This is a genomic window from Variovorax sp. Varisp41 (assembly GCF_047325085.1).
Classification (GTDB): domain Bacteria; phylum Pseudomonadota; class Gammaproteobacteria; order Burkholderiales; family Burkholderiaceae_C; genus Variovorax.
On sequence record NZ_CP168541.1, the window covers coordinates 752,248 to 776,529 of the forward strand.

The following is a 24,282-nucleotide window of genomic DNA, read 5'->3' on the forward strand; positions in this document are numbered from 1 at the left end:
CCTACGCCGCGATCTCGCCGCGCTCGACCAGCAGTTGCCGGATGTCCTTCTTGGCGATCTTCCCGTAGCCCGACTTCGGCAGCGCCTCCCAGAAAAACACGTGGTGCGGCCAGCGGTAGCGCGCGCAGCGGCCGTCGAGGTGCGCGATCAGCGCATCGCCATCGACCTGCGCGCCCTCGCGCCGCACCACCACCGCCACGCCGACCTCGCCCCACTTGGGGTCGGGCACGCCGAGCACCGCCACCTCGGCCACCGCGGGATGCGTGAGCAGCACCTCCTCGACCTCGCGCGGATAGACGTTGGAGCCGCCCGAGATGTACATGTCGGACTCGCGGCCGGTGATGTAGAGCAGGCCGCGCGCATCGAGCCGGCCGAGGTCGCCGGTGTGGAACCAGCCGCCACGCAGCGCCTTGCGCGTGGCCTCCTCGTTGCCGTGGTAGCCCGCGAACACGGCGGGGCCGCGCACGCAGATCTCGCCGACCTCGCCCGTGGGCAGGCGTTGCAGCTCGGCATCCAGGATCGCCACCTCCATGCCGGTGCGCGCGCGGCCGCACGAGCCGATGTTGGCGTTCGGGTCCTCGTCGTCCGCCGAATGCATGGCGGCCGGCAGCACCGTGATGTTGCCGGTGACCTCGCCTAGCCCGAAGTACTGCACCAGCACCTTGCCGAGCTTCTTCAGCGCGAGCTTCTGGTCGGCGCGGTACATCGGCGCGCCCGCGTAGATCACGTGCCGCAGCGAGCTGTGGTCGTAGCGGTCGACCGCCGGATGCTCGACCAGCATCTTGACGATGGTCGGCACGGTGAAGAGGTTGCTGATGCGGTGCGCCTGCACCGAGGCCCAGAAGGCCTCGGGGTCGAGCTTCTCGCTGGCCGGCAGCACGGTGGCCGCGCCGCGCGCCACGTTGAGCAGCGCATGGATGCCCGCGCCGTGCGACAGCGGCGCCACCGCGATCGAGCAGTCGTGCTCGGTCGTGCCCGGGATCAGGTCGGCCAGGTGGTTGGCGACCACGAAGGCCATCTGTCCGTGCGTGAGCACGCCGGCCTTGGGCCGGCCGGTGGTGCCCGAGGTGTAGAAGAACCACAGCGGGTCGTCGCGGTCGACGGTCTCGTGCTCGGCCTGCGCCGCGTCGTGTGCCTCGTGCGCGCGCAGCAGGTCTTCGTACGAATGCTCGCCCTCGCGCGCGCGGCCGATCGCGAGCACGTGCGCGAGCGCCGGCGAGGCCGCGCGCACCGCGTCGGTGTGGCCGGGGAAGATGTCCTCCACGATCATCGCGACCGCGCCGCTCGACGCGCCGAGGTAGGCCACCTCGGGAGGCGTGAGCCGGAAATTGGTCGGCACCCAGACGCAGCCGAGGCGGAACGCGACCCAGCAGCTCTCGAACATCTGCAGGTTGTTGCGCGACAGCACGAGGATGCGGTCGCCTTTCTTCAGCCCGAGCGCGCGCAGCGCCGCGGTCATCGCGGCCACGCGCGCCTCGATCTCGCCCCAGGTCCAGCTACGTCCGCCTTCCTGGATGAGGCCCGGCCGCTCGGCAAAGAGCGCGGCCGTCTGCGTGAGCAGCCGGCCCAGGTTCATCGCCTGCGCCGCACTCACGAGGCCGGCTCCAGGATGCTGAGGTAGCTGGCCACCGCCGAACCGCCCATGTTGAACACCGCGCCCATGCGCGTGCGCTCGACCTGCATGCCGCCGGCCGTGCCCGAGAGCTGCATCGCGGCCATCACGTGCTGCGACACGCCGGTGGCGCCGATCGGATGGCCCTTGGACTTGAGTCCGCCCGAAGGGTTGACCGGCAGCCGGCCGTCCTTGCGCGTCACGCCGTCGAGGATCACGCGCGCGCCCTCGCCGTGCGGCGCGAGCCCCATGGCCTCGTACTCGAGCAGCTCGGCGATGGTGAAGCAGTCGTGCGTCTCGACGAAGCCCAGGTCGTCGAGCGAGGCGCCGGCCGAGGCCAGGCCCTTCTTCCACGCCATGGCCGCGCCCTCGAACTGCGTCGGGTCGCGGCGCGACATCGGCAGGAAGTCGTTGACGTGCGTGCGCGAGCGCCAGCGCACCGCGGGCACCCTGGCGCCCGAGAGCGGCTCGGTCGACAGCACCAGCGCGGCCGCGCCGTCAGACACCAGCGAGCAGTCGGAACGCTTGAGCGGTCCCGACACGAAGGGGTTCTTGTCCGAGGGCGTGCGGCAGAAGTCGAAGCCGAAGTCGCGCCGCATGTGGGCATAGGGGTTGTGCATGCCGTTGGCGTGGTTCTTGGCCGCGATGGCCGCGAGCGCGTCCGACTGATCGCCGAAGCGCTCGAAGTAGTTGCTCGCGATGCCGCCGAAGATGCCCGCGAAGCCGGCCGGGTCGGCGCCCTCCTCCTTCACGTACGAGCACTTGATCAGCGTGGCCGCCACCTCGGGCGTGCGCAGGCCGTTCATGCGCTCCATGCCGATCACCAGCGTGCGCTTCATGCGGCCCGCGGCCATGGCGTCGAGCGCGGCCCAGATCGCGGCCGAGCCGGTGGCGCAGGCGTTCTCGCAGCGCACGGCCGGCGTGTGGCGGAACTCGGGCATGGCCACCGCGGGCAGCGAGGCCGTGAAGTCCTGGCCTACGAAGCCGGCGTTGAAGTGGCCCACGAAGATGCCGTCGATGTCCTCGGCCGCCACGCCCGCGCTGTCGAGCGCGGGTTGCACGGCGTCGCGGATGAGCTGCTCGAGCTCGGCGTTGTCGAGCTTGCCGAAGGGCGTGTGGCCCCAGCCGACGATGTAGGCGTTGTCGTTGCGCATGATGTCTCCTGGAAGGAATGGAAAGCGGGATTCAGGGCACGGCGGGCCGCGCGGGCACGGGCCGGCCATGACGTTGTACCAAGGTCAGCGCGATCGTGCCGGCCGCGGCCGCGAGCACGCCGGTGGTGAGCGACAGCACGGCGGCGCTGCCGCTGCGGTACATCAGGCCCATCCAGCCGCCGCAGAGGAAGGCCGCGCCCGCGAAGATGAAGCCGCCGAGCGCCGAGGCCGCGCCGGCCTGCAGCGGGAACGGCGTGGCCATGCCGACGTGGCCGCAGGGCTGGTGGATGCCGTAGGCCAGCAGCATCAGCCACAGGCCCGCCGTGAGCGTGCCGGCCGTGTGCGCGCCGGCGAGCTGCGGCACCACCAGCACCAGCGCCGCCAGCAGCGACAGGAAGCCCGCGCGCCGCACCGAGGTCACGATGCCGTGCGCCGCGATCCAGCGCCGGCACAGCATGGTGCCCGCGAGGTAGGTGACCGAGGCGCCGCCGATCACCAGCCCGAAGCCCACGCGCGAGACGCCGAAGGTTTCGATGAAGAGATAGGCCGAGCTCGAGAAGAAACCGAAGTTGGCCGCGTAGCCGAAGGCGTTGAGCAGGGTCCACGACTGGAAGGCCGGATCGCGCGCGATGCGCGCATAGCCCGCGAGCAACGGGCCGAGGCGCAGCGCATCGGGCTTGAGCGAGCGCGCGGTCTCGGGCACGCGCGCGAGCACCAGCAGCGCGCCGGCCAGGCCGCACAACGCCATCGACCACAGCGTGGCGCGCCAGCCCAGGGTCTGGGCCAGCAGCGCGCCGGTCACGGGGATCAGCATCGTCAGGCAGGCCAGCACCGACATCGCGACCGTCATCACGTGCGTGCCGTGCTGCTGCTCGAACAGGTCGCGCACGATCGCGCGGCCGCAGACCATGCAGGCCGCGATGCCCAGGCCCTGCGCCGCGCGCGCGGCGATCAGCACCTCTATGTTCGGCGCCATCGCGCCCACCGCGGCGCCCACCGCGTACAGCAGGAAGCCCGCCACCAGCACCGGCCGCCGGCCGAAGCGGTCGGAAGCCGGGCCCCACAGCAGCTGGCTCAATCCGAAGCTGAACACCAGCACCGCGAGCGTGAGCTGCACCACGCCCACGCGCGCCGCGTACTCGTTGCGGATCGCGGGCAGCGCCGCGAGGTAGAGGTCGGTGCCCAGCGGCTGGACCGCGGTCGAGAGCGTGACCACGCCGACGACCAGCGCCGGCCCCATCGCAGCGACTGCGGCGACAGCGCCAGTCTTCACGGACTCAGCGCTCGAGCAGGTCGCGCTCCTGCAGCCAGCCGCGGATCAGCGCCGTGGCTTCCTGCAGCAGCTCGGGCTGGCCGGCGTAGTAGTGGGTCGCGCCCTTCACCACGCGAAAGAGCTTGTCGGGCGAGGCCGCGGCCTCGAACAGCATCTTGGGATGCGTGGTCGGCACCGCGTCGTCGGCGCTGTTCTCGATCACCAGCAGCGGCACGCGGATGCGGCGCGCGCCTTCGAGCCCGTTGCCGCAGGAATCGTCGAGCGACCATTGCGACAGCCAGCTGCGCAAGGTGGTGAAGCGCGCAAGCCCGACCGGCCCGGAGTTCACCGTTTCGGGATTGCCCATGTAGCACCAGCGCGGCCGGCGGTCGTTGGGGTCGAGCGTGGGATCGAGAAAGCGCGGATCGGCCAGCGTGCGGTGCACGAGAAAGGGCCGCTCCATCTCGCCGGTGTTGCGCGCCTGGAGCTCGGCCAGCTTCGCCCGCGCCCAGGCCGTGATGCGGCGCATGCGGTCGAGCTGTGCCACGCGGTAGCGCTGGATGTAGGCCGGCGAATACGGCGGCTGGTTCGGGTTGCGCGGGTCGTAGATGTCGAGCTCGACGTCACGGTCGTCGGGATTCAGCTCGTCATTCACCGAGGGATCGATGGTCTCGGCCAGCAGGTGCGCGCGCGAGAGGTGCGCGGCCTGGTAGATCACCGCGTCGGCCGGGATCAGCCCCTTGCCCTTGAGATCGACCGCATCGCCGGCCGGCGTGTGCGTGATGCGCGGATCCTCGGCCTCGGCCTGGTAGCTCACCGCCAGCGCCCCGCCGCCCGACCAGCCCACCAGCACCACGTGGCGATAGCCCCAGACCTGCTTCGCATGGCGGATGTAGGCGCTCAGGTCGAGGAACACTTTTTCCATGATCAGCGCCGTGTCGTTGCGCTGGTAGCGGCTGCCCGCGCACAGCACGTGCGCGCCGGTGGCCGCCATCGCGCGCGGCACCGGCAGCAGCTGCAGCGTCGACGCGGGATGCATGAAGACCATCAGCGTGTCGGACGCCTGGCCCTCGGGCCGGAAGCGGATCGCCTCGAGGTTCACCGCGCCCTGGTTGCCGGAGAAGCCGTAGGTCTCGGTGAAGGCGGCGTGCTCGTCGTACTGGAGGTGCACCCACTCGGTCTGGACGGTGAAGGACTCGGTCATGAGGGGAATGTAGGACCGGGCGGGGGGGATGGCAGTCCCCCGGTGGAGGTACAGGGGCCCGGCCTTCCTGGCCGAGTGCGCAATCGGCCTATCCGCGCGAAGCCCCGGTCGCCGCAATCACGATCCCCGCCAGCACGGCCAGCAGCCCCGCGACGAGGTTCCACCGCAGCGGCTCCGCCAGCAGCCAGGCACCCACCAGGCCCGCCGCCACCGGATTGACCGTCACCGAGATCGCCACGCGCGTGGGCGTGGTGCGGCCCAGCGCGAACGCCCAGAGGAAGAAGACGATCGCGCCGCCGAACACGCCGAGGTAGGCGATGGCCAGCCACTGGGCCGTGCCGAAGGACACCACGGGCGCGAAGCTGCCGCCCTGCCAGGCGATGCCGGTGAGGCACAGCGCGCCGACCGCCATCGCCACGGCGGTGAAGGTCAATGGCCCTGAACGGCGGATCAGCGGACGCGAGCCCACGCTGTAGAACGCCATGCACAGCGCGGCCGCGAGCATCAGCAGGTCGCCGCGCCAGGCATCGGGCGGGGCGGTGCGCAGCCCCGACAGCAGCGCCAGCCCCACGCCCGCCATCGCGACCAGCACGCCGACCGTCTTGCGCCGCGTGAAGGGCTCGACGCGCAGCACGCCCGCCACGGCCATGGTGAGCAGCGGCAGCGCCGACAGCGCCAGCGCGCCGCGCGCGGCGGTCGTGTGGTGCAGCGAGGCATTGAAGAGCAGCGGGAACAGGCCGAAGAACAGCAGCCCCAGCCCGGCGGCCGCGGGCCAGTCGCGCGGCGCGGGCCACGACTCGCCAGAACGCAGCAGAGCCATCGGCAGCAAGAGGCAGAAGCCGATGCCGAAACGAAAGGCACCGAGCGCCACCGGATCGATGACGCCCGCGACATAGCGCGTTGCGCCCACCGCCGCGCCGCCCAGCGCGCTGGACAGCATCGCGGCCGCGATGCCCAAGAGTTCTCTCACGCTCGTGCTCCCTTGTCGATGAAGTGACAGCAGCGTAGGCAGCCCTCTATCATCAATCAATGGAATTTATTTGGTCACTCTGATCAACAAATGAAATGAGCATCCCTACGCTCGACCCCGAGCTGCTGAAGGCCTTCGTGGCCGTGGCCGACCACCGTTCGTTCACGCGCGCGGCAACGGCGCTGAACCGCACGCAGTCGGCCGTGAGCATGCAGATCAAGCGCCTCGAGGAGCGGCTGGGCACCGAGCTCTTTCACCGCACCAAGGTCAACGTCGACCTGAGCCTCGCGGGCGAGGGGCTGCTCGGTTATGCGCGCCGCATCCTGCTGCTCAACGACGAGGCGGTGGGCCATCTGCAGCAGCACAAGGTCGAGGGCCGTGTGCGGCTCGGCGTCATGGACGACTACGGCAGCTTCGTCGTGCCGCCGGTGCTCGCCAGCTTCGTGGCCGCGTATCCGCGCATCCACATCGAGATGGAGACCGGCCTGACCGCGCGCATGCCCGAGCGGCTGGGCGAAGACTTCGACCTCGTGATCGCGATGCATCCCGAAGGCCAGGGCGGCGGCGAATTGCTGCGGCGCGAACAGGCGGTGTGGGCCACGGCCGTTTCGCACTCGGTGGAATCGCAGGACCCGCTGCCGGTCGCGCTCTATCCGCAGGGCTGCCTGTTCCGCCAATGGGCGACCGAGGCGCTCGATGCGTCGGGGCGGCCATGGCGACTGGCCTTCGTGAGCCACAGCCTCGCGGCCGTGGAATCCATCGCGGCGCAGGGACTGGCGGTGACGGTGGTGAAGTCGGGCACCTTTCCGCCGAGCCTGCGGGCGCTGTCGGAGCGCGATGGCATGCCGCGGCTGCCTGGGGCGGATATACGGCTGCATCGGGCAGCGGGTCTGCCGCGGGCGGCTGGGTTGTTGGCGGATCACATCGTGCGGGCTATTGCGCTCTGACTGGCGCGATCAGTTGGCAGTCCTTGCGAATAGCGAGGACAGGATAGGACTTGTCTCCCAAGCGGGCCGCGAAATCGCGGCCCGCAGACCGGCCCTTACCCGCCAGTCTCGAGCGCGCCACGTCGCGCCATCTCGCTCAACTGAAACAGCTCCCCGGCTTTGCGAGCGAGTTCCGCCGCGAGCCAGAGAAGGTTGTCCAGTTGGCGAGGCCCGTCACCGCTGCACCAATCGATGTCCTTTCCGTGGGAGGCCCACAGAAGCGCTTCGAGCTGGGAGAGGGTGTTTTCGAGGAGATCCGCCGGGGCTTGGGCGGATTCTCGGGAAGCTACTGGCGTGCGACGCCGGGCTATAGTCTTGGTAGCCATTTTTGTGCGTTTCCTTCCAAGGTTGTTGCACGAACTTGGTTAGACGGCTGGGGTGCTCCAACACCCTGGCCGTCGCCTTTTGATACCTCGCATTTGCGTCGCTGCTTTCGCAATGACGACCTGCCGCGAGGCGAGCAGTCTTTGAACATTTCGGTGTGGTTGGGTGTGTTGCGCCTTTCTGCTTCCCTAGGTGGGGTCGCGAGTGAGAGGGGCATTCACTCTAGGGAAGAAGTGGGCGGGGTGCGGTGCCGTTTGGCACGAAGTTGCGGCAAGCGCCAACAAATGCAGCTTCTGCGATGCGCGGGGCACGGACCTCGAAGAGGCCGTGGCGGGCCGGTCCCGATCGGCGTGAGCGACGGAAGAAAAGCTGGCCCCAGAAGCCGGGCCGATTCAGTTCACCCTGTGCTGTTAGCCTTGGATGGTCGGCAGGATCTCTGCCACGCCAACTCCGGCCATCGCGCCCAATTTCAGAACTGAACTCACTATGACCAGCCCGCTCTACAACGCCTCCATTCCCGTCATGCAGCAGATGCTGCGCGCCATGTCCGACGTGCTCAAGAAGGCCGAAGACCACGCGACGCAGAAGAACATCGACCCCAATGCGCTGCTGCAGGCGCGACTGTTCCCTGACATGTTTCCGCTGGTACGTCAGGTACAGATCGCCGCGGACTTCTCCAAGGGCATTGCCTCCCGCCTGGCTGGTGCCGAGGTGCCGTCCTGGCCCGACACCGAGGTCAGCTTCGCCGACCTGCAAGCGTTGATCGCCAAAGCTTTGACCCATATCGGCTCCTTCAAGCCCGAGCAATTTGATTCAAGCGAGAGCCGCGAGATCGTATTGCGCCCCGGCACCCCCAAGGAAAAGAAGCTGGCCGCAAGTGCATATCTTCTGCACTACGGACTGCCGCAGTTCTTCTTCCACGTGACCACCACCTATGCCATCTTGCGCCACAACGGTGTTGAGGTCGGTAAGCGCGACTACATGGGTGCCTACTGAACCAAGGCAGATAGGAGTTCAGCGACTCGGGCCACTGCGGCTCGATAGCAACTAGAGCCTCCGTCGCTGCGCGATTTCAGCGGACTGTGGATGGAGGCTCTATCTGCCTTAATTTGCTTGGAGGCTGGTCAACGCCGACCAAATGTCTGCTGCGTTGGGCTGTGAATTACGCGGCCGACCCGTTGCGGGCGTTTTGACGTTGGTTTGATGATGGCGGCTATGCAGCGTTTGCGGTCAGTCAAGCCTCCGGCGGCACCGTCAGCTTGATTGCTGAAAGCGGTCGAAGCAAAGATCTTTGCAAGTTTTTCGAAGCCTTCCATCTCATGGTGAGTTCTTGTCGGCGTCCCGCCAGTTCGCCCATGGCGTGAGGCGACCGGACGCGCAGGCCGGCCAAGCGGAGTACTTTGCGATGGGGTGCCCCACGGCGAGCGGAAGAACAAGCCTGGCATGCGTTTAGAGGTACTAAACAACTGAGGCTTGCCACAACTAGTCTGATTTTTTGGCAATGCCCGCCAGTTCTGGTACAACAGCGTTGGCGTATACAAATTGAAACTCGCGAACCTCTAAGCAACACCTAGTGATGTGGTTGACGGGTGAGCCGCGCCCTCATCGCCGCTTTTCTGGGATGCCTGAGATTCAACCTACGGGAGAGAACAATGTCGGGAGGAGGAGGTGGTGGTGGTGGTGGCAGTCGGATCAATGATGAGACACCGTGTGAGCGACTGAGGTTTGAGACACAGCTTACGAGCCCTCAGCCGGCCGCAGCAACGCTTCGGCCGAACGATGTGCTCGTTGTAAGTGTCACCCGTCGGCAGAACGTCTTAGTTGTGGAAGTTCTCAAGGATGGGGTACTTGTTGGGGGTCTTGCTGGTCCCGACGTAACCCGCTTGCGAACTTGCATTGGCGAAGGGCATACCTACGTAGCCGTGGTCCTTGCCGTGAATGGAGGACAGGTCAGAATTCGCATCGAGCACGTCTGATGGCGATCCAGGTTGTCGGCGGCGTATACCGCGAAGACTGTGTCCACCCCCATTGGGCTCAGGTGTATGGGTCCGCCGGTCGTGCTGCGGTTGCTATTGCGGAAATGGGCGTACCGGTCGAACTGCACTCGTACTTTGACGCGGGCACTTTGGAGGAATTTGGGCAACTAGCTGCGTGGAAGTCGGGCCTAGTCATCCGGGAGACTCTCGTGACCGGGGCGGTGAGCTTCGAGTATCTGCATGACATGGGCGTCCCGTCGATCAGGGGTGTTCCAGCGAAACCGCATCCAGCCATCGAGTTGAGTGCGGATCACGTTGTGCGGTTCGGGATGCTAGAAGGTGACGCCATCGTCCACGCCAAATGGGCGGTCTATGACCCCCAGAACGAAAGTTCTGCCGAGCCATTTGATGCGAACGGTTCAACGGCAGAGCACCTAGCTCTCGTGTTGAACACATGGGAAGCGGCCCAGATGGCCGGCATCCCCGATGGTCATCCGCGTGAGACGGCACCCGTCATTGGCCAAAAGCAGAAGGCCGAGGTTGTCATCGTCAAGATGGGCCCGGAAGGCGCCTACGTCTGGACTGCTCATGGAGCTAAGATGGTGCCCGCATTCAGAACCAAGAGGGTCTGGAAGATTGGCTCTGGGGATTGCTTTGTCGCGCACTTCGCCAACGCTTGGATGCACGACGGGCTCTCCCCAGTTGAAGCCGCGACCGTTGCCTCACGCGCAACCGCTTACTACAGCGAGAACATGGGCTTGCCGACTAGGCAGGCCCTTGAATCGGAAAGCTTCTCGCCTATCGAAGTTTCAGCGTCCTATGCGGCAGGCAGACGCCCTCAGGTTTACCTTGCAGGCGCGTTCTTCGATTTAGCTCAAGTGTGGATGGTTTCGCTCGCGCGAGGAACTCTTCAGAGCTTCGGCCTGAAGGTCTTCTCGCCGTACCACGACATTGGCCTAGGCTCGGCCGCCGACGTAGTTGCCAAGGACATCGAAGGCATCCACCAGTCGGACATGCTCTTTGCGATAACTGATGGGCTCGATGCCGGCACTGTCTACGAGATTGGGTATGCGCGAGCTCTTGGAAAGCCAGTGGTTGTCTATAGCGAGCGGCATGGGGAGGAAAGCCTGAAGATGATGGAGGGCTCTGACTGTGTCCTTTGCGGCAACTACACCACGGCCGTTTATTCGACGCTCTGGGAGGCCGTGAAGTTATGAAGACTGCACTTCTGTTATCGGGAGGGATGGACTCCGTTGCGATTGCATGGTGGAAGCGGCCCGACCTGGCACTCACCATTGACTATGGTCAAAAGGCGGCCAAGGCCGAGATATTGGCAGCCCGTCAGGTGTGTCAAGAGTTGGGCGTTCCCCACGAAGTGATTTCCGTGGACTGCAGCTCGCTTGGGTCCGGTGATATGGCCCATACAGAACCGGCGGTGCTCGCGACAACGTCCGACTGGTGGCCGTATCGGAACCAGATGCTGATAACGCTGGCCAGCATGCGGGCCATAGCGCTTGGGGTGAAGACGCTCTATATCGGAACTGTCAAATCGGATGGAGAGAGTCACCTCGATGGCACCCCGAAATTCGTTGAGTACATGGACGGTTTGATGCAGTACCAAGAAGGAGGCCTGCGCATTGCGGCTCCGGCCATCGACAAAACTACGGTCGAGTTGGTTAGGGCATCAATGGTGCCTCCAGGTCTGCTCGCTTGGTCGCATAGCTGCCACAAAGCAGACATCACTTGCGGCGATTGCCGAGGCTGCAACAAGTACCTGTCCACGTATTTCGAACTGGGGCCGGAGTATTCTGGTGTTACCTGACGCGCGGCCCCGCGACGACCCTTCCTGGTACGAACAAGTTGTGTGGCCCAGCGGCCGCACTTTTCAGCTCCCGCCGAGGTCGGCGTCACTGACGGTAGACATCGTCACGTTGATGGAACTTCGCCAAACAAGGCGGACGTTCAAGCGAGAGATGGACGTTCAGGCGCTGGGCGAGTTTCTGTGGCTTGCATGCCGGAGCCGCTCGTCCCGACCGAGCCCATTCGGTCCCAACCAAGAATCTCGTCCACATCCATCGGCTGGCGCTTTGCACCCAATTCATGTGCTCTTGGGCCGTGGTGGTCCCCTGCTCAGCCGCTACGACCCAGCCCTACACGCACTCATGGAGGTGCTGGGCTCCGAGGCTGGCGCAGTTGAAGCTATTCGGGCGGCCAGCAGTTCGCTGGAACTCGGACAAGGCTGGGTCATTGCCCTTGTCGCCGAACCTGGAAAGACAGGGTCGAAGTACGAACATCCGGACTCGCTGGTCCTGAGGGATGCAGGGGTAGTGCTTGGCTATATGTCGATGGTCGCCGAGGCCTTGGGGCTAGCCTTTTGCCCCCTTGGGATCACGGGCGAAGGACGTATCACGCAAGGCCTAACCACATCAGCGCAAGAACTTCGCGGCGTTGGTCTGGCAGTTGTGGGGAGGGAATAGTCGGGTCGCTGAACGTCGTTAGACGAGCGACAGCTGCCCGGCGAATGCCTTGGCTCGCCGGTTGCGGGTTGCAGGTGTGGCCACTTCGAGCTGCTCAAGCACGAATCCGGCAACTGCGGGCGACGAAGCCATCTCATGCCACATCACAGCATCGAGTTCCGACGCGCGGACGCCCAGTGCTGAGCTGAATCTGAGGAAGAGCTCTTCTAGCTCGACGTAGTTGCGCTCGACCGTGAACTGACGAGGAAACAGGTTCATGACCTGGCCCACGCGCATGATGTGAATGTCGAGGATCGCAACGTCGTCGGCATCCAGCCAGTTTCGTGCGATCCAGGATGCTGTCTTCGGGCCTATGCCTGCGAGTTGGAGCAGCCAATCCCTCAAGGCGCGCCCCTGTGTAAAGCAGGGCACGTCACGAAGCATTGGTAGCACAGCCGCTAGGTACTTTGCCTTCTGTGCGGCAAATCGGTAGCTGACGGTTCGATCACCAAGCACCAACGGCTCACGGAGCCAGGCTTCGAGGCGATCCTGCGAGTGCAGCTCTCCTGAAAATGCGCCGAGCTCCTTGAGGCGGTCAAAGGCTGCGAGCCCGACGGTCGCAGGTATGCCGTAACCACCCAGTAGGCATGCGCCTACCTCTTCGAGCAGCGAACGGCCAAGCTTGTAGAGTGCCGGTTGACCGGTCAGGCGGCGAGCGACAACCTGAAAGTGCCAGTAGGCTGGAGTGGGGAATGCCTCAAGGGCACCCCACACGACGCCATCCATAACTTCGTGAAGAGGATGTGGAAGTTGGACCTGCACGGAACCGGGATGCGTGAGAACAACCGCCGACTGCGTCATAGCTAGAGGATCCTGTAGTTCAACGGACTGCTCCCATACACGTCCGTTCGAAAGGACAGCTTCACTCAACTCGACCCCGCATACTCCAACCACCCTCAGACGGCCGCACTCAATAGACATTTACTTCGCTGCAACTAGGCGTCACAGCGCCGCGGGAAGGCTCCTTACATGAGGCAATGGAAGTCTGGCCGTGTTTGGCCCGATTTCCATCCCGGAAAGCCCTCCCTTGTAGCGGCCGAGCGGCATTATGGCGCGTCGCCCAAGACTTCGAAGATCGGTGGGCATGCCTCACGAACGCCGCGTCGATCAGAGGCTGCCTGTATGAAGGAACTGCATCATTTGCTTGCCGTACGCATGCAGCTCTGAGTCGGTCACTTCAGTGCGTGCCGCTATGCCACTGGTGTCATGATGAAAGGCAGATGCAAAGTCATTCAGCTCATTCAGGTGGCCGAGGCTGGGCTGTAGGACGGACAACGGGCTGGAGTTTGGTTCGGTCTTGATGGTTGCCAGCACTGCACCAACGGTCAAGCCTTCGCTGATGCGACCAGGGAACCTGCGATGAAGATGTCCTTCCAAGAGCGGCCGCATGCCCTGGGCTGTCGATAGCGAGCTCTCTGACGGCTTGCCGTCCAAGAAGGCCTCCAGCGCGCGGTATCGCTTGTAAAAGTCCGTAGCACAGACCTCATCGAGGTCGAAGGCGGCACGCAGCTCCGAATAGCCATTGGCAGCGCGTGCGGCTTCGAGGACAACGGGAGTGCAGATGCCCTTTCCAACCAAGCGGCGGTTCACGTCTCTTAAGAAGAACGCATCGTGGGCGAACACGAAGACCTGTTCGACGCTCCGGGCGACGTAAGCGATTGCGTCGACGGTCTGTGCTCTGCGATGCTTGTCCAAGCTCGTGAACATGTCGTCCACGATCACCACGCGATTTGCCGGACCCGGGTCGCCGAACAGCCGAGCTAGGAAGAACGCTAGCGCGAGCGAGCGCTTGTCGCCGTCGCTCAGCGCAGTTTGGAAGCACGGACCCAGAGACCTCCTCCCGGCGGGAACTGTACTGCCACGAAGCGACAGCCCGTACTCTGTCCGTGGGGCTCCCGTGGGACCGACGTACGTGGGCTTCAATTTCACCACGGTGAAGTCGGCGCCAAACTTGGCCAACCAGGTATTGATGTCAGACTGGAAGCTTCCAAGTACCGATTCCATCAGCGTGTCAAGCTGCTCGCGCGCAACCTTCTTCGCGGCCTCTGCGGTGTTGCGGTCCGTATCTGCTTGCTGGCGCTCTGCAACCAGCGCCACAACCTCGGGCTGGAAGCGAGTTTTATTGGCGCGCATCGCGGCCAGCTGCTCTTGCAGCGTAGAGACCTTCTCGCTCGCCAGCTTCGCTTGATACTCGGCGATCAGCTTGTTGGCGGCGACTACCTGTTGGTTGTACCGGGTCACTACTGCGAAGGCTTCAAGCAGTGAGGTCTGAATGTCGTTGAGCTCGGCGTCGGAAACTGCGACCAGTGGGGCGTGCAGCTTCTCGCACACGATGCCATCAAGCCGAACCTTTGCCGCAGCCATCTGCTTCCGAGTTGCATTGATATCTGGAAGGTCCAGGGTCAGTGCTAGCTGCGGGCTCCAAACATTGATGCGCTCCCGGTTCGCTTCTTCCGTCCTCTCAAAGGCGGCAATTCCGCCAGGGTCCAGAGAGTTCAACGCCAAGCGTTCAAGGTCGTGAACTTCGGCCATCAGTCTGGTGTAGGCCTCATCGAAGTAAGACTGGTAGGCCGCGATGAGTGGAAGGCCTTCGGTGGATTGGCTGCAGAAGGGGCAGTCTGTTCCCCGCATGAAGGCTAGGCCAGATGAAGCCCATGCTTCAGCGTCGGCGTCCTCCTTTTGTGGGAGGTGAGCCAAATGGGTTCGCACGATGCGGGACGCTTCGGCGTGAACGTCCTTGAGCGACCGAGCAAGGACAGCTCGTACTTCAAAGAAATCCACGGATGGCGTAGAGAGCAAGGAGAGTGACGCGCGAGCGGTGATAGACGCGGCGTCACGCGCGGCTGCGATCCGCTGCTCAACGGCGAGGATGCGCTCGTCGACGTTGTCGAACTGAACCAGCTTCTCAAAGGTCCCGTAGGGCATCTTGCCCATGAACCCCCTTAGCTTCTCCTCGGCCGCTGTACGCCGCCTTGTTGCATTGGTTTGGTCATCACTTGCTTCGTCGACTTCGAGCTTCTTAGTGACAGCCGCATCGCCCAAGGCGAACTCAAGAAGCGCCTCGTGATGGGAAGTCGAAACCTCTGACCCGGCATGGACGTTTCGCTCAATGAAGTGCTGGTCGAAGACGAGAATCTCTGGGCAGGTCGCCGACCAGATAGTTCCGTTGAGTATGGCGTTCATTGACCTGCCAGCGCTGGTCCCGCGAATGTGGGCCTTCTGTGCCCCCCCGCCGAAGGTGTGCCGCGCAACCACTGGGACGGTGTCTCCGGAACCAAGCGAGGAGAGAACAGCTGCGAGCGTGGACTTGCCCCGGCCGTTCTCGGCGTATACCAATGTAACCTTGCCTAGGTCGACCGCCTTGGGGATGCCCTGCTGGAACACCCCCACGTTGTCCAAACAGATGATTTTATCGAGCACGCAACCTCCTTGGCGAAACCTGATTCCGTATGTTACGGGTGGCGCCGCCCAGTTCTGGGCTCCGGGGCGGCAAAAGAATTGAGTTAATGCGCGCTCAGCGACAACTAACATGAGCAAGGTCGCGCGGGTGGCACGAAGGAGGGACGAGTTTGCCAAGATCTGAGTGACGGCTCGGGGTCGAGAACCTCAGTTCGGCGCCCTGAGTTGCACTTGGATGGAACTGCAACTCGCGCCATGCAGTTAGCGCACCTGAGATTTTGTGCGCCTGCTTCTGAAAATGCAGCGGACCTCCGCCTGCGAAATGCCGGATGACCGGTGTTGGTCACAGCGGCCATAGGCCCACTCAACCTGACCGGCGGCTCCCAGTCTCAAGCGGACATCGGTCAAATCAGCCTGGAAGCTTTCTGCGGCCAGTCAAGGCCATCGAAGCAGCCGCGTCCTTCAAATTGAAGTCCGCGTTATCAAAATGGAACCCGCACACGACCGACCCTATGTGCTTCGCGCTCGCTCATCCAATGAATTCGCACAATGCTCAGCAAGCACTATGACTACAGCGCCTTCTTCATGTACGCCACGTAGAAGCCCTGAACGTAGTCATCGATGCGCCCGAACTCTTCGTAGCCCTGCTTGAGATAGAACTCACGTGCCTGCCATTCGAAGGTATTCAACGTCGCATTGCGGGCACCCAGCTCGCGGGCTTTCTGTTCCGCCGTTTCGAGCAGCCTTCGCCCCAGGCCTTGGTTCCGAGCCGCATCGTCCACGAACAGCAGTTCCACGTTCAGCCAATGAAGTAACACGAATCCGCGCAACCCACCCACGAGCCCACCCGTGTCGTCCTTTGCGCTGACCCAGACCGGTTGCACCTGCCCGTACTCGCCGACAAAGCGGTAGTTGAACTGCCGCATACGGCGGCCCAACTCGCCCGAGTGCACCTCTTCAGCGGTTGGGGTGTAGATCTCGAAGTTGCTCATGATTCAAGAGCCGGCTTCCAGCCGGCAGCGGTAGTCAAAGCCAGCGAGACGCGGCGTCACGCGCATCCATCTCGACCGGCGCACGCGACGCGATGAGCGTCGCAGCAAGATAGGCCCCGGCAACGGCGACCAAGGGCCGGGCCACTTCCTCGCCTCCTGCCACCAGATGCCAGGGAAGATTGAACAGCGCGACAGTTCCCAGACCGGTGAGCAGTCCGAGCTGCGAGCCCTGCCGGTACAGCGTCAAGGTTCTGCCAAGGCAGGGCATCGCGAATCGGGGCTCTCCGCGCAAGCGTCGCAGCAAGGACATGGCCGTCTCCTCGTCTTCGGGTTTCTTTGCGCGCATCCTGCCATAGAGCCGAGTGCCCGTTCCGGACCGCACCGCCGTCGGCACCGGGCCAGGGCTCGATCTCAGCGCGTCGGCGCGCGACGCCGATCCGAAGGAAACGCGCTGGCCCTAAAGCGCCACGCCACCCATGCTCCCGCACATGCCAATATCGCCATGAGCCAGGGAAACACCGCGCTGCCCACGGTGCCTAGCAGCACGCCTCCCAACAGTCCGCTGGCCGCGAAAGACAGGTTGAAGACCGTGACCAGCATCGACTGCGCGATGTCGGACGCGTCTCCCGCCGCATCGGCCAGCGCGGTCTGCAGCAACGTGGGCGCGCCGCTGAAGCTCAATCCCCACAAGCACACGCCGATGAACACGAGCGCGAAGGATGAACCGGCCTCTCCCAGCGCCACGCCGACCGCCGCGAAGGTGCCGAGCGATCCCAGGAGCAACGCGCGCAGATGACGGTCGACGAGCCAGCCCACGCCCCAGAGGCCGATGGCCGTGGCCAGCCCGAAGCTCAGCAGCAGGGTATCGAGCCGGTCGAGCAGGCCGCGCTGCGCAAGGAATGGCGCGATGTACGTGTAGAGCAGGTAGTGCGCGAAGATCCAGAGCATGACGATCAGCAGCACCGGCCCGACACCGGGCGTGGCCAGCACCCGGCGATAGTCCGCCCGCTCGCCGCTGTCACGGCCCGGCAGGTCCGGAACGCTCGCGCGCACCCAGCCCACCAGCACCAGTCCGATCGCGGACATGCCGCCGAACATCCAGCGCCAGCCGATCTGACGACCGAGCCACGCGGCCAGCGGCACGCCGAACGACAAGGCCAGCGGAATGCCGACCATGACGATCGCCAGCGCGCGACCTTGTAGCCGGCTCGGCACCAGGCGCCGGGCACAGGTCGCCAGTTCGCTCCAGGCCAGGCCGGTCGCGAGGCCGACGACGAGGCGCGCAGCCAGCGAGAGTGCCAGGTGGGTGGAGAGCGCGGTCACGGCATTGCAGGCACAGAACCCGGCCAGCGCGAGCAGCAGCACCTTGCGGCGCGACCACGCACGGGTGGCCGCCGTGAGCGGAATGGCGGCCAATCCGGCGCCGAGCGCGCACAGCGTGACGAACTGTCCGGCCCAGGCCTCGGACACCCCCAGGCCCCGCGCGATCTGCGGCAGCAGGCCTGCGGGCACCGCCTCGTTCGCCGTGGCCATGAAGCTGGTCAGGGTCAGCGCGAGCAGCGCGGCCCAGGGCAGCCGCGTGGCCGCATCCGGCTCGGAGGAAAGGTCGCTGGGGCGCGCCGCGGCGCCGATGGCTCGTGTCATGTCGGATGCTTCCTGTGTGCGGGGTCCTGGCCAGCCAGGACGGAAGCCGGCAGTGTGTGGCTGCGCTCCAACTTTGAGAATTGGGCGGAAAATTGAATGAACTTCAAATCCAAGTGAAAGATGGCAACCGATCGATGGGGCGACATGCGCCTGTTCGCGGAGACGGCTTCGATGGGCAGCCTCTCCGCCGCTGGACGCAAGCTGGGCTTGTCGCCCGCGGCGGCGAGCGCCCGGCTGAAGAAGCTGGAGACGGCCTTGCGCGCGAAGCTGCTCGACCGCACGACCCGGCACCTGCGGCTGACCGAGGAAGGCCGGCTCTATCTGGCGCACTGCGAGGTCGCGCTGCAGAGCATCCATGAGGTGGAAGCCCTGCTGCGCGAGGGGCAGGGCATGGTGCAGGGCAAGGTCAGGATCTCGGCCTCCACCGACTTCGGGCGGCAGGTGCTCGATCGGTGGCTGGACATGTTCGCGAGCCTTCACCCCGGCGTACGGGTGGCATTGACACTGACCGACTCGGTGTCGAACCTCCACCAGGACAACGTCGACCTCGCGATCCGTTTCGGGCAGCCCGAGAGCAGCGCCCTGGTCGCACGGCGGCTGGCACCCAATTGCCGGGTGCTCTGCGCCTCGCCCGACTACCTGGAGCGCCACGGCACTCCACGCACGCCCGAGGCGCTCGCGGGCCATCGCTTCATCGTGCTGGTGACCGCGGCCGGGCCGCTCAACGAATTCCACTTCGCACGAGACGGCGAGACCTGGCAGCACACAGTGCCGATGGCCGATGCATGGGAAACGAACGATGGAGGACTCGTGCGCGCCTGGACGCTGGCGGGACGAGGCATCGCGCGCAAGACGATTTGGGACGCGGCCGAGGATGTGCGGCGCGGCCGGCTTCGGATCCTGCTACCGGACTACGTGGCGAAGGAACCGGGTGTGTACGCGATACGGCATGCCACGCAGTACATGGTCCCGCGGGTGCGGGCGCTGCTTGACTTCCTGGCCGAGCAATTCGCACAGGAAGCCGAGCGGATGCGGGATATCTGGCCCGGCGAACGCTAGGCCTGCAGCGGTTGCGGCCACTGCAAGGCGCCCGCTCGCGCGGGCACCTTCATGGGCGTTCTCAGCCCTTCATCGCCTTGATGTCGGCCTTGGCCTTGTCGTGATCGGCCTTGGCCTGGTTCACGCAAGCGCTCTTGGCATCGCCCGACTGGTCATCGCACTTTTCCTTAGCGACCTCGTAGGTGGCCGTGGCCTTCTCTTCGGCGACCTTCTTGGCGTGGCCGGCGGTCGGCTTGTATTGCTGTTCGAGTTCGGCCTTGGCCACGTTCTCCGTGCCCTTGGCCTGCTTCTCGCAGACGTCCTTGGCGTTGTCCTTCATCGTGTCGCACTGGGCCTTGGCCACCTTGTAGTCGGCCTCGATCTTTTCCTTGGCGACCTTGTACTGGTCCTTGGTCATGCCGTCGGCCGCGTTGGCTGCGCCCATGGCGAAGCAGCTCGATGCGATGGCGAGAACGAGAAGATGTTTTTTCATGAGAAGGCCCCTGTCTGGTTGAGTGTCTTTGTCACCGAGCCGCCCTGTGCGGCTGCAGTGAATGCACTCTAGGAAAACAGGGGTGCCGAGCAGGTAGGACGACGGCGCTCGGGGGGCTAGGCAGAGGCCACGGCTGCGCGCAAGCGCAGAGAGGGTGCGCTCAGTTCTGCACCGTGACCCACACGGCCCGCGGGTCGCATTGCCGCGCGCAGGCGAACACGTAGACCTCGTTGCCCAGAAAGAGCACATAGCCTCGGGCCGAAGAACCGTCGGGCTGCTCGGGTGCATCGGGCAGCTTGAGAAACTGGAAGCTGTCGCTGACCTGGCAAACGAATTCCATCGCCGAGCCGCACGAACAGGTGAAGCTTTCTTCGTCCTGCACCCACTCGGGCTCGCCACCCACCGCGATGCGGTAGTACTCGTCGGCGGGCGCATCGGCCATCACGAGTTCGGCGGTCTGCAGAACGGGGGGACTGGGCACGCGATGCATGGGCCGCGGCTTCTCGAGCGATGCGAACCAGTGGCCTTCGCCCTCGTTCCAGTAGGCCGGCGGCAGCGCTTCGAAGGACTCGAAGCTCGGGATCTCGTTGTGCTCGGGGCACATCAGCACCGACAGCCTGCTTCCGTCGACAAACGGAAGCTCGGCCGCGCGAGGCAGCGTGAACTGAAGGAAGGGAATCATCTGCCGCTCGCACTGGGTGCAACACGGCAGGCCCTGGCCCTCGGGCGCCAGATAGGCGCCGCCCACGGAGTCCTGAGGAGATTCGCTGTCGAAGCGCAGGTTGAAGAATTTCTTCGGCACGTTTTCTTTCCTTGGGTCGGGTCGTCAGGGCTGCTGCACGATCTGGATCTCGTTGCCCGCCGGGTCGCGCAAGGTCGCGAGAATCCCGCCCCATTGCTGCCGCTCGGGAAGTCCGCTGAACGCGACGCCGAGCGACGAGAGTTCCTTGTACTTCGCGTCGATGTCCTTCACGTCGAAGGACAACCCCGTGAAGCGTCCCACGAGCACCTGGTCCTCCGTCGGGGCGTCCTCGTCGACACGTTCGACCACCAGGTTCAGCGGCCCCGAGCCGAACACGCAATAGCCATGTTCGCGTCCGTCGGCCTTCAGCGGCAGGCCCAATGTCTGTTCGTAGAAACGGGCAGCATCGCCGAGGTCCTGGACGAAGATTCGCGCGGTGTGAAGTTCCATGGTGCCTCCCCCCGGGGCTGTGTGGTGCGGTCGAACGGCATCCTAAACGCGTGCCTCCATCAAGGACAAGCAACATCGTCAACGGCGACCGCGCACCGCTCCCTTCACGGAATCAACAACACCGACCCGACCGTCCTCCCCTGCTCCACATCCGCATGCGCCAGCGCCGCCTCGGCCAGCGCATAGGTCCGGCTTACCTCGACCTTCAGCGCGCCGCTTCGCACCAGGTCGAACAGCTCTCCGCAGGCCTGTGCCCGTGTCTCCGGCGTGATGGCGTGGAAGCCGAAGCCCGGCCGGTGCAGCGCGAGGCAACCCTTCTGCGCCAGCAGCATCAGGTCGAAGGGCGGCACCGGGCCCGAGGCGTTGCCGTAGTTCACCACGGCACCGAAGGGGCGCATGCAGTCGAAGGAAGGGATGAAGGTGTCCTTGCCGACGCCGTCGAACACGGCCGCCAGGCCCTGCGGCGCGAGCTGCTTCGTCGCGGCCACGAAATCCTCCTGACGGTAGAGGATGGTGTGGTCGCAGCCGTGCGCGCGTGCGAACTCGGCCTTGGCCTGCGAACCGACGGTGCCGATCACGGTGGCGCCCAGGTGCCGGCTCCATTGCGCGAGCAGGCTGCCGACGCCGCTCGCGGCGGCATGCACGAGGATGGTGTCGCCGGGTTGCGGCCGGTGGCAGCGGTGGATGACCACCGAGGCGGTCAGTCCCTTGAGCAGCATGGCGGCGGCCTGGCGGTCGTCGATGTCGTCGGGCAGGCGCACCAGGCAGTCGGCCGGCAGGTTGCGCGCCTCGGCGTAGGCGCCCGTGTCCTGGAAGAACAGGCCGCCGGTGCCGGCATAGGCCACGCGGTCGCCCGCGCGCCATTCGGTGACCTCTGCACCCACCGCCTCCACCACGCCGGCGGCCTCGTTGCCGAGGATGACGGGGAAGCGCGGCCCGCGGCCGAGGTAGAAGCCGCCGTTGCGCACGTTGATGTCGGAGAAGTTGAGACCGATGACGGTGTGGCGCACGCGCACCTGGCGCGGCGCGGGCGGCGGCAGTTCGAGGTTCAGGGCTTCGAGGACCTCGGGCCCGCCGTGGCGATGGATGGCGATGGATTGCATGCCGCGAGTGTGCGCAGGAGTGCCGCGCCGCGCCCGTCCCCTCCGAGGGGACTGACACCGGGGCGAGCGCGCCCGACAGTGGCGCCATGACCAAGGCCACCTTCATCTGCGCCGACGGCGCCCGCCGCGACGTCGACGTTCCCGTCGGCACCAACCTCATGCGCGCCGCCTGCGACCACGGCATCGACGAGATCGTCGGCGACTGCGGCGGCTCGCTCAGTTGCGCCACCTGCCATGTCTTCGTGGAAGACGGCCCCGCGGACGCACTGCCCGCCATGGCCTCGACCGAGGACCAGATGCTCGACTACACGGCCGCGCCGCGCCAGGCCACGAGCCGGCTCTCGTGCCAGCTCGTGATGAGCGCGGCGCTCGACGGCCTGGTGCTGCGCATCGCCAACCCGCAGGTCTGACGCCATGACCGCAAGCTGGTTGCAACTGGAAGACAAGGTCTGCGTGGTCACCGGCGCGGCCGGCGGCATCGGCATCGAGATCGCACGCGAGCTCGCGTCGGTGGGCGCCAGGGTGGCGCTGCTCGACCGCGACGAGGCGGGCGCGGCCCGCGCCGCCGCCGACATCGCGGAAAGCGGCGCGCGCGCGATCGCGCTGGGCTGCGACATCACCGACAAGGGCGATGTGGAGCGCGCCGCGGCCGCCGTCGAGCGCGAGCTCGGCCGCTGCGACGTGCTGGTGAACAACGCGGCCACGATCTACGCCGCGGCACTGATGGACATCGACATCGAGCGCTGGCACCGGCTGATGGCGGTCAACCTCGACGGCTTCCTGCTGTGCGCGCAGGCCTTCGGCCGCCAGATGATCGCCGCGGGCGGCGGCAGCATGGTGCACGTGGCCTCGATCTCGGGCCGCGTGCCGCAGCCCTACAGCGGGCCCTACAGCATCAGCAAGGCGGGCGTGAAGATGCTGTCGCAGCTGCTGGCGGTGGAGCTCGGCGAGCACCGCATCCGCAGCAACGTGGTGAGCCCGGCGATGGTGCGCACGCCGCTCACCGAAGGCATCTACACCCAGCCCGAGGTGCTCGCGAAGCGCGAGGCCATCGTACCGGCCGGGCGCATCAGCGGGCCGAAGGACATCGCCGAGGTGGTGGCCTTCCTGGCCAGCCCGCGCTCGGGCTACGTGAACGGGCAGGACCTGCTGGTCGACGGCGGCCTCAGCACTACTTGGCTGTCGCTGATCCCTCGCCCCGGCTTCGAGAAGCAGGACGCGCAGGCGCGATGACCGGCGTGCGGCCCGGTGGCCTGGCGGCGTTGGCCACGGTGCATTGCTGCAGCAGCGCGATGATGCGCGTCTGCGACCCGATGCTGCCCGCGCTGGCGCAGAGCTTCGGCGTCACCACCGGCCGCGCCGCGCTCACGGTGTCGGTCTACGCGGTGGCCTATGGGCTGCTGCAGCTGCTGTTCGGCCCGCTCGGCGACCGCTTCGGCAAGCGCCGCACCATCGGCTTCGCGGCGCTGGGCTGCGTGGCCGGCAACCTGCTCGCGCTGGCGGCGCTGAGCCTCGAGATGCTCGTGGTGGCGCGCTTTCTCGCCGGCGCCGCGGCGGCCGGCATCATCGCGCTGGTGCTGGCCTGGGTCGGCGACACCGTGCCCTACGCCGACAGGCAGCCGGTGCTGGCGCGCTTCCTGATGCTGTCGCTGGGCGGGATGATCGCCGGGCAGTGGGTGTCGGGCGTGCTCACCGAATGGCTGGGCTGGCGCGCGGTGTTCGCGCTGCTGGCCGTGGTGTTCTGCGTCGGCGGCCTCGCGATCAGCCTCAACCGCGAGGTGCGCGCCGAGCCGGTGCGCGCGCCCTCCGGTCACGGCCATGGGCATCTGCGCGACATCCTGCGCGTGCTGGCCGAGCCCTGGGCGCGCTGGATGCTGCTGGTGGTGATGGCCGAGGGCGCCTTCGCCTTCTCGGGCCTGGCCTTCCTGCCGGCCTTCCTGGTGCGCGAATACGGCCTCGGGCTCTCGAGCGCGGCGGGCGTGGTGGCGCTCTATGGCGTTGGCGGCTTCTTCTATGCGTTCGCGGCGCGCCGGCTGCTAACGGTGTTCGGCGAAGGCGGGCTGGTGCTGGGTGGCGGCATCGCGCTGGGCCTGGGCTGGCTGGCGCTCGCGCTCGGCCAGCACTGGGCGCTGGCGCTGCCGGCCTGCCTGGTGGCGGGCCTGGGCTTCTACGCGCTGCATGGCACGCTGCAGACCCATGCCACGCAGATGGTGCCCGCGCTGCGCGGCACCGCGGTGAGCCTGTTCGCTTCCACCATGTTCCTCGGCATCGCGCTCGGCGTGGCCGTGGCCTCGGCGGCGGTGGACCGCATCGGCACGCGGCCGGTGTTCCTGGCCTGCGCGGCGGCGCTGCTGGCGATCGGCGCGGGCTTCGCGCTGAGCCTGCGGCAGCGGGCGGCGGCGAATCCGCGCCCGGCCGGCTGAGCGC

At 65.9% G+C, this 24,282-nt stretch carries 24 protein-coding genes; 9 read left to right on the top strand and 15 right to left on the bottom strand.

Annotation, left to right across the window (positions count from 1 at the left end):
* Position 1 precedes the first annotated feature (1 nt).
* From ACEN9J_RS34675 to ACEN9J_RS34695, 5 genes are all read right to left on the bottom strand, one after another.
* Positions 2-1,576, bottom strand: a complete 1,575-nt coding sequence (locus ACEN9J_RS34675; protein ID WP_413765701.1) for an acyl-CoA synthetase — start codon at positions 1,574-1,576, stop codon at positions 2-4.
* A 14-nt stretch (positions 1,577-1,590) separates the two neighbouring features.
* A complete protein-coding gene (locus tag ACEN9J_RS34680; RefSeq protein ID WP_413765584.1) occupies positions 1,591-2,766 on the bottom strand; it encodes an acetyl-CoA acetyltransferase in 1,176 nt (391 codons plus the stop codon).
* A 31-nt stretch (positions 2,767-2,797) separates the two neighbouring features.
* The gene (locus tag ACEN9J_RS34685; protein WP_413765585.1) at positions 2,798-4,039 is read right to left on the bottom strand and encodes an MFS transporter; all 1,242 of its coding nucleotides are present in this window, start codon (positions 4,037-4,039) and stop codon (positions 2,798-2,800) included.
* Between the two features lie 4 nt (positions 4,040-4,043).
* The gene (locus ACEN9J_RS34690; RefSeq protein WP_413765586.1) at positions 4,044-5,222 is read right to left on the bottom strand and encodes an alpha/beta hydrolase; all 1,179 of its coding nucleotides are present in this window, start codon (positions 5,220-5,222) and stop codon (positions 4,044-4,046) included.
* Between the two features lie 88 nt (positions 5,223-5,310).
* Positions 5,311-6,192, bottom strand: a complete 882-nt coding sequence (locus tag ACEN9J_RS34695; RefSeq protein WP_413765587.1) for a DMT family transporter — start codon at positions 6,190-6,192, stop codon at positions 5,311-5,313.
* A 95-nt stretch (positions 6,193-6,287) separates the two neighbouring features.
* Between ACEN9J_RS34695 and ACEN9J_RS34700 the strand changes: the two genes are divergently transcribed.
* Together ACEN9J_RS34700 and ACEN9J_RS34705 are read left to right on the top strand one after the other, a co-directional pair.
* Positions 6,288-7,139 carry a LysR substrate-binding domain-containing protein gene (locus ACEN9J_RS34700; RefSeq protein WP_413765588.1) on the top strand — a complete coding sequence of 284 codons (852 nt, stop codon included), beginning with the start codon at positions 6,288-6,290 and terminating at the stop codon, positions 7,137-7,139.
* 849 nt (positions 7,140-7,988) lie between these two features.
* The gene (locus tag ACEN9J_RS34705; protein WP_413765589.1) at positions 7,989-8,498 is read left to right on the top strand and encodes a DUF1993 domain-containing protein; all 510 of its coding nucleotides are present in this window, start codon (positions 7,989-7,991) and stop codon (positions 8,496-8,498) included.
* A 128-nt stretch (positions 8,499-8,626) separates the two neighbouring features.
* On the opposite strand, the gene ACEN9J_RS34710 is transcribed toward ACEN9J_RS34705, so the two are convergent.
* Complete coding sequence (locus ACEN9J_RS34710; RefSeq protein ID WP_413765590.1) at positions 8,627-8,818, bottom strand: hypothetical protein; 192 nt, start codon at positions 8,816-8,818, stop codon at positions 8,627-8,629.
* Positions 8,819-9,477: 659 nt separating this feature from the next.
* Here ACEN9J_RS34710 and ACEN9J_RS34715 point away from each other — a divergent pair.
* The 3 genes from ACEN9J_RS34715 to ACEN9J_RS34725 all read left to right on the top strand — a co-directional run bounded on the left by ACEN9J_RS34715 (position 9,478) and on the right by ACEN9J_RS34725 (position 11,955).
* Positions 9,478-10,695 carry a PfkB family carbohydrate kinase gene (locus ACEN9J_RS34715; RefSeq protein WP_413765591.1) on the top strand — a complete coding sequence of 406 codons (1,218 nt, stop codon included), beginning with the start codon at positions 9,478-9,480 and terminating at the stop codon, positions 10,693-10,695.
* On the top strand, positions 10,692-11,300 hold the full coding sequence (locus ACEN9J_RS34720) for a 7-cyano-7-deazaguanine synthase (RefSeq protein WP_413765592.1): 609 nt from the start codon (positions 10,692-10,694) through the stop codon (positions 11,298-11,300). Before ACEN9J_RS34715 ends, ACEN9J_RS34720 begins: the two co-directional genes overlap by 4 nt.
* Positions 11,301-11,412: 112 nt before the next feature.
* Complete coding sequence (locus ACEN9J_RS34725) at positions 11,413-11,955, top strand: nitroreductase family protein (protein WP_413765593.1); 543 nt, start codon at positions 11,413-11,415, stop codon at positions 11,953-11,955.
* Positions 11,956-11,973: 18 nt separating this feature from the next.
* On the opposite strand, the gene ACEN9J_RS34730 is transcribed toward ACEN9J_RS34725, so the two are convergent.
* The 5 genes from ACEN9J_RS34730 to ACEN9J_RS34750 all read right to left on the bottom strand — a co-directional run bounded on the left by ACEN9J_RS34730 (position 11,974) and on the right by ACEN9J_RS34750 (position 18,029).
* A complete protein-coding gene (locus ACEN9J_RS34730; protein WP_413765594.1) occupies positions 11,974-12,795 on the bottom strand; it encodes a hypothetical protein in 822 nt (273 codons plus the stop codon).
* A gap of 306 nt (positions 12,796-13,101) precedes the next feature.
* Positions 13,102-15,414: an AAA family ATPase gene (locus ACEN9J_RS34735; RefSeq protein WP_413765595.1), complete on the bottom strand. Its 2,313-nt coding sequence runs from the start codon at positions 15,412-15,414 to the stop codon at positions 13,102-13,104.
* A gap of 548 nt (positions 15,415-15,962) precedes the next feature.
* Positions 15,963-16,385, bottom strand: coding sequence for a GNAT family N-acetyltransferase (locus ACEN9J_RS34740; RefSeq protein ID WP_413765596.1), 423 nt, complete (start codon positions 16,383-16,385; stop codon positions 15,963-15,965).
* A gap of 34 nt (positions 16,386-16,419) precedes the next feature.
* A complete protein-coding gene (locus ACEN9J_RS34745) occupies positions 16,420-16,695 on the bottom strand; it encodes a hypothetical protein (protein ID WP_296785902.1) in 276 nt (91 codons plus the stop codon).
* A gap of 101 nt (positions 16,696-16,796) precedes the next feature.
* Complete coding sequence (locus ACEN9J_RS34750) at positions 16,797-18,029, bottom strand: MFS transporter (RefSeq protein ID WP_413765597.1); 1,233 nt, start codon at positions 18,027-18,029, stop codon at positions 16,797-16,799.
* 120 nt (positions 18,030-18,149) lie between these two features.
* On the opposite strand from ACEN9J_RS34750, the gene ACEN9J_RS34755 reads away from it, so the two are divergent.
* The gene (locus tag ACEN9J_RS34755; RefSeq protein WP_413765598.1) at positions 18,150-19,088 is read left to right on the top strand and encodes a LysR family transcriptional regulator; all 939 of its coding nucleotides are present in this window, start codon (positions 18,150-18,152) and stop codon (positions 19,086-19,088) included.
* Positions 19,089-19,149: 61 nt separating this feature from the next.
* Here ACEN9J_RS34755 and ACEN9J_RS34760 read toward each other — a convergent pair whose 3' ends face one another.
* The 4 genes from ACEN9J_RS34760 to ACEN9J_RS34775 form a co-directional block, all read right to left on the bottom strand.
* On the bottom strand, positions 19,150-19,560 hold the full coding sequence (locus tag ACEN9J_RS34760; protein ID WP_413765599.1) for a hypothetical protein: 411 nt from the start codon (positions 19,558-19,560) through the stop codon (positions 19,150-19,152).
* Positions 19,561-19,720: 160 nt separating this feature from the next.
* On the bottom strand, positions 19,721-20,362 hold the full coding sequence (locus ACEN9J_RS34765) for a hypothetical protein (RefSeq protein ID WP_413765600.1): 642 nt from the start codon (positions 20,360-20,362) through the stop codon (positions 19,721-19,723).
* A 24-nt stretch (positions 20,363-20,386) separates the two neighbouring features.
* Positions 20,387-20,752 carry a VOC family protein gene (locus ACEN9J_RS34770; protein ID WP_413765601.1) on the bottom strand — a complete coding sequence of 122 codons (366 nt, stop codon included), beginning with the start codon at positions 20,750-20,752 and terminating at the stop codon, positions 20,387-20,389.
* Between the two features lie 104 nt (positions 20,753-20,856).
* Complete coding sequence (locus ACEN9J_RS34775) at positions 20,857-21,855, bottom strand: quinone oxidoreductase family protein (protein ID WP_413765602.1); 999 nt, start codon at positions 21,853-21,855, stop codon at positions 20,857-20,859.
* 86 nt (positions 21,856-21,941) lie between these two features.
* Between ACEN9J_RS34775 and ACEN9J_RS34780 the strand changes: the two genes are divergently transcribed.
* The 3 genes from ACEN9J_RS34780 to ACEN9J_RS34790 are packed head-to-tail and all read left to right on the top strand — an operon-like array spanning position 21,942 to position 24,278.
* Positions 21,942-22,265 (top strand): 2Fe-2S iron-sulfur cluster-binding protein, encoded by a 324-nt coding sequence (locus ACEN9J_RS34780; RefSeq protein WP_057594183.1) that lies wholly within the window; start codon positions 21,942-21,944, stop codon positions 22,263-22,265.
* 4 nt (positions 22,266-22,269) lie between these two features.
* On the top strand, positions 22,270-23,088 hold the full coding sequence (locus tag ACEN9J_RS34785) for an SDR family NAD(P)-dependent oxidoreductase (RefSeq protein WP_413765603.1): 819 nt from the start codon (positions 22,270-22,272) through the stop codon (positions 23,086-23,088).
* Positions 23,085-24,278, top strand: coding sequence for an MFS transporter (locus ACEN9J_RS34790; protein WP_413765604.1), 1,194 nt, complete (start codon positions 23,085-23,087; stop codon positions 24,276-24,278). Before ACEN9J_RS34785 ends, ACEN9J_RS34790 begins: the two co-directional genes overlap by 4 nt.
* Positions 24,279-24,282: the final 4 nt, after the last annotated feature.